The organism is Nostoc sp. CHAB 5715 (assembly GCF_020829685.1).
GTDB lineage: Bacteria > Cyanobacteriota > Cyanobacteriia > Cyanobacteriales > Nostocaceae > Nostoc.
Genome location: NZ_JAIVFR010000587.1, coordinates 1 through 4,858, shown reverse-complemented (window position 1 = coordinate 4,858; position 4,858 = coordinate 1). Strand labels below are relative to the sequence as shown.

Genomic DNA, 4,858 nt, shown 5'->3' with positions numbered 1-4,858 from the left:
CTTGGTAAAAACCTGCTCGTTTTAACTGTTGTTGTAGATTTCTGACAGAAGGGCCTTGATCGCCTTTTTCCAGTGCCATGACGCTGTTAAGGGCGCCAAGAATAGATAAAGACAAAGCAAGGGGCAACATATACTTCCAAGCCCTACCTGAAAGCCGTTTCCAGTCTGGTGCAGCTGCGTCCTTAAACAAAGAACTGAGGGAGACCAATTCACTGGGTGTGCTGTCTTCGTAGGCGAAAGCTAGGTGCAAATACGCAAGATTTTCCATATTTGTTTCCTACACCATTGATTTTTCTTCGATCACTGCTTCAGCTTGATGTACTAGGTTCCTCAAAGCTTCTAATGTTCCTATATTTACATCCTCCCATAAATTGCGCTTGTGTGCTTCTAATAATTTTTCTGCAATATCGCGCAGTGCATAAGGGTTCTTTTCTTGAATAAATTCCGAGACTACTGGATCGAGCAAGTAAGCTTCTACTATGCCTTGATACATATAATCTTCGACACATTTAGCTGTTGCATCATAGGCGAATAAAAAATCTACCGTCGCCGCCATTTCAAAGGCTCCTTTGTATCCGTGGCGCATGACTCCTGCAATCCACTTGGGATTAACTACGCGAGAACGATACACCCGCGCGATTTCTTCTTTGAGTTGGCGGACTCGTGGTTTAGCGGGTATAGAATTATCACCAAAATAAGTTTGGGGATTTTTCCCCTGTAGAGAACGCACCGCCGCAGTTAAGCCACCCTGAAATTGGTAATAATCATCAGAATCTAGTAGATCGTGTTCACGGTTATCTTGATTGTGCAGGACAACTTGCATTTGGGATAAGCGTTGCTTGAAGGTTTCGGTATTGGGCATGGGGCATGGGGCATTGGGCATGGGGCATTGGGAGTTAGGAAGAAGTTCTGCTCCCCTGCTCTCCCGGTTACTGAGCGCAGTCGAAGTATGCTTCCCTGCTTCTGCTCCCGATGAGTAGGCGTAAGAACTCCAGTTGATGTAGGCGCGGGCTAAATCTTGGTCATCTGTCCAGTTTTGGGATTCGATTAAACCTTGGAGTCCTGCGCCGTAAGCACCTGGGCGAGAACCAAAGATGCGATCGCGCGATCGCACCACTGCTGCTTCTAAAGTTAATCCTTGGCTTGTCCACAAATCAGTTTCTTGGCGAACTGTATCTGCTAGGGGATTTTGTTCTGGCGGTTCATCTAAGTCTGCCACTGCTGATACTGCTTGAGCGAATAAATCAATTAAGTTGCCAAAAGCATCCCGGAAGAATCCCGAAATTCGCAAGGTGACATCTACACGGGGACGCCCCAAAATCGCCAAGGGCAAAATTTCAAAATCCACTACTCGCCGCGCTGCACCATCCCATACAGGTTGGACTCCGAGTAAAGCTAAGGCTTCGGCAATATCATCACCGCCTGTTCTCATGGTGGCTGTTCCCCACAATGATAAGCCTAGTGTTTTTGGATACTCACCATGTTCTTGTGTGTAATATTCAACGAGGGTTTCAGCAGCTTTTCTACCGATATCCCAAGCTGTTTCTGTGGGAATGGCGCGAATATCGACAGAATAAAAGTTTCTTCCTGTTGGTAGAACTTCTGGGCGGCCACGCGTGGGTGCGCCAGATGGAGCGCTGGGGACGTAACCGCCATCGAGTCCGTGTAATAAGTGGGTGATTTCTTGGGGGGTTTGTTGTAAAGCTGGAAGCAGGCGATCGCGTATCCAGGTAGAAACGCGATTCATCGCGTCTGTGCTGGGGGGGGAGACGCGATGAATCGCGTCTGTACAAGATTCCTGATTTCTAAATTCTAAATTCTGAATTCTGAATTCTGAGTTTTGATTTATGAGTTGTTCTACTAAGAGGGCGGCGTGTTCTTCTAGGACTTCGACGATATCACCGAGGGTACGGCATTCTGTGCCATTGACTACTGACCATTTACCACTAGGCATTGACAAATCTGCTGTGAGGGGGTCGAAGTCTAGTCCCCAATCTTGAGCTATGGCACGGGTGATACTTGAAGAGTGGCGATTGGGTATGCGAGCGATCGCTACTATTAAATCTCGCAGTTGCCTTCCTTGGGGACATTGCCCAAAAATGTGTAACCCATCGCGGATTTGGGCTTCTTTCAATTCACAAAGATAGCCACCTATGGAATTCAAAATTAAAAATTCAAAACTTGTACTGAGCGTAGCCGAAGTATTCAAAATTTCTTCATTTTGGATTCCTAAATCTAGATGGAGATTTTCTTTGATCACCAGTTCGTGGATGCGATCGCGAATCACTGGCAAACGCGAAGGATCTAAACTGTCCGCTTCATAATACTCATCAATTAAATTTTCTAACTGTTGCAAAGAACCGTAGAGTTCCGCACGAGTCATTGGCGGCGTGAGATGATCTATAATCACCGCTTGAGCGCGACGTTTGGCTTGGGAACCTTCACCAGGATCATTGACAATAAACGGGTACAGGTGGGGAAGTGCGCCGAAAGCCACTTCTGGATAACAATTACTGGATAAAGCCACACTTTTACCCGGTAGCCATTCTAGATTTCCGTGTTTTCCCACATGAACTACAGCATCAGCACCAAAACATTCTCTTACCCAATAGTAGAAAGCTAAATAAGCATGGGTTGGTTCTAAATCCGGTGCATGATAATTCAAACTGGGGTCATCATCATAACCTCTTGGTGGTTGAATTCCCACAAAAACGTTGCCGAGTTGAATTCCGGGAACGGGGAAAGAGGCAGAGGGGCAGGGGGGCAGAGGGGCAGAGGGGAAGAATTCTTGATTGCTCCCTTGTTCTCCCACTCCCCACTCCCCACTCCCCACTCCCCAACGTTCACTGATACCTTGCTGAACTGCTGGCGGTAAAGAAGCAAAATACTTTTGATACTCTTCCCAAGAAACACTTTGGTGTACTGGAAGCCATTCTTGAGCTTCTGGATCATTGGTTACGCCATCTGTCAGCCGTTGAATCAACTCGTCTCCTTGAGCAGGTGGATTTTCTACTTCATACCCAGCCTGATGTAAAGCTTGCAGGATTTCTACACAACTAGCTGGGGTGTCGAGTCCTACACCATTAGCAAGGCGGCCATTCCGGTTGGGGTAGTTTGCCAAAATTAAAGCAATTCGCCGTTCTTGGGGGGGTTTGGAACGTAGACGCGCCCAATTTGCTGCTAGTTTAGCAACGAACTCAATGCGATCGCTTACTGGTTCATAAATTACCACATCTGTCTCTAGATGGGGATTACGAGTTTGTACGGCTTTAAAAGACACAGCACGAGTAATAATCCGCCCATCTACTTCAGGTAGCGCCACATTCATCCCAATATCGCGGGGAGAAAGCCCTTGAAACTGTGACTCCCACTGCTCAATTGATCCGCCACTGAGGATTACCTGCAACACAGGCACATCTAATGTTTCCCATAGTTCAGTTTGGGGTGTTTCGCTTTCCAAGCGTGCTAGAGAAAAACTGGTGGTATTCAGCAGCACAGCTATTGATTCAGCTTCTTTGGGTTGAAAAAATTCACTCAACTCAACTTGCACATCAGGTTCACGCAATGAGGAAACAAACACTGGCACTGGTTGTAAATTTTTCTGTACCAAAGCTTCGCATAAAGCATCAATGACCTTAGTATTTCCAGCTAAATAATGAGCGCGGTAGAAAAGGATGCCGATTTTGGGTATGGGGCATTGGGCATAGGGCATTGGGCATTGGGAGATTTGAGGTTCTGAGGTGGATGAACGGAGTTCCGAGGTGGATGAACGAGGTTCCGAGGTGGATGAACAAGGTTCCGAGGTGGATGAACGAGGTTCTGAGGTGGATGAACGGAGTTCCGAGGTGGATGAACAAGATTCTAACTCTCCCTCATCCCCCTCATCCCCCTCATCCCCCTCATCCTCACTCCCCACTCCCCACTCCCCACTCCCCACTCCCCACTCATACAATCCCACACGCGGAATCGGCCGGGGTAACGGGGGATTGTATGCAGTTAACAGGCAAGTGTCAGAGATAAATTGCAGAGCATTAACGAAATTTTCTACGCCGCCTTCGCTGAAATACTGCCATACCTGATTCACAATACTCACAGGCACGGTAGACTGAGAAATTAAGTCGGGATCAAAAGCATCGTCCCCTGGCATTACAATGAGGGTTTTACCATTACGTTGCACAATTTCTTGCACTACCTCTAAACCATAACTCCAGTAGGAACGTCCTCCTAACAGGCGCAAAATAATTACTTGGGCAAGTTCCAAAACTTGCTCCCCATAAGTATCTATACTTAACTGTTGCTGTAACTGCAACAGATTGGCTACTCTTAATGCAGGAAAGCTTGTAGGTAATTTTGTCACCGCAGCTGCCAAGGTTTGAATGTCGGTATCAGCAGCCGTAATCAACAGGAAAGGCGCTGGAGTTTGTTCTAGAAAAATTAAGCCCTCTGACTGATTCCATCCACCCGATATGCTACTTGTACGATGCATATAGCCTTTCCTAATCACATAAGGTACATCATAGTCCCCTCTCGAAGAACCTACGGTGTACACACAAGTACTTTCGTCCAGAACACAAGTCCTTTCGTCCAGAACACAAGTCCTTTCGTCCAGAACACAAGTACTTTCGTTCAGAACACAAGTACTTTCGTTCAGAACACAAGTATTTTCGTCCAGAACACAAGTACTTTCGTCCAGAACACAAGTACTTTCGTTTACAACACAAGTCTTTTCGTTCAGAACACAAGTACTTTCGTTTACAACACAAGTCTTTTTTGAGCCAATGAGTGAATGAAACAGCTTTGCTTTTCGAGAGGGGATGGGGGTGGGTTCTTGTACCTAACTCAACCGAGAACCGCTATA

Annotated in this window: 2 protein-coding genes; both read right to left on the bottom strand. The window is 46.6% G+C overall.

Annotated features, from left to right (window positions below; genetic code table 11):
- The coding region (locus tag LC574_RS26700; RefSeq protein WP_368736737.1) for a peptidoglycan-binding protein at positions 1 to 268 on the bottom strand (268 nt) is incomplete at its 3' end.
- Positions 269 to 277: 9 nt separating this feature from the next.
- The gene (gene cobN, locus LC574_RS26695) at positions 278 to 4,486 is read right to left on the bottom strand and encodes a cobaltochelatase subunit CobN (protein WP_229456639.1); all 4,209 of its coding nucleotides are present in this window, start codon (positions 4,484 to 4,486) and stop codon (positions 278 to 280) included.
- Positions 4,487 to 4,858 lie beyond the last annotated feature (372 nt).